This is a genomic window from Rhodoferax ferrireducens (assembly GCF_003347515.1).
GTDB lineage: Bacteria > Pseudomonadota > Gammaproteobacteria > Burkholderiales > Burkholderiaceae_C > Rhodoferax.
This window is the reverse complement of sequence record NZ_QEII01000122.1, coordinates 1-648: the sequence shown is the minus strand read 5'-3', so window position 1 is coordinate 648 and position 648 is coordinate 1. Positions and strand designations below refer to the sequence as shown.

Genomic DNA, 648 nt, shown 5'->3' with positions numbered 1-648 from the left:
TGGCTGGCAAGGCCGCTTTCCTGGCCAAGAAAGACGGCACGGTCGCGGCTGACGATATGTGGATTCAAGTGGGCTCGACCGGCGGTGACGTCAAGCTCGGCCGTTTTGAAGCGGCTGACCTGTTCCCGTTGGCGCAAGACACCCTGGTCAATCACGCCGGCAATGTCTACGGCACCAACACCTTGCGCGGTCGCAAGGATGGCTCGCAGTTTCACGCGGCAGGCACCCTGAACCTGAGCGCCGGCCTGAGCCTGGAGCTCGGCGTGGTGGAGAACAAGACGACCGCCAAGGGTGTGCGTCCGGTGCTGTCTTACCTGGCCGGTCCTTTGACGGCGCGGCTGGGTTTTGAAGCCGGCAAGTACGCGGCTGTGGGCGGTGCTTCGGCTAATGATGTGCGTGGCGTGGGCGCCACCGTGGGCTACGACTTTGGCGGCTTCAAGCTGACGGGCAATATTGCAAGCGGCAAAACGGATGCGGCGACCCGCAACAACCAGAACGCCTTCGGTGTGACCATGGCCACCGGCGGCCTGGTCGTGGGCCTGATTGCGGCCAAGACCGAACAAGCTGTTGGTGACCTGAAGGTGCAAACCGCCTACGTGTCCTACAGCATGCCTTTGTTTGACATCAAGGGCGCGTCCTGGACGCCAG

1 protein-coding gene is annotated in these 648 nt (G+C 63.0%); it reads left to right on the top strand.

The annotated features are described in order from the left end of the window. Positions 1–648, top strand: a 648-nt coding sequence (locus C5P05_RS00535; RefSeq protein ID WP_198674568.1) for a carbohydrate porin, incomplete at both ends; no start/stop codon positions are given.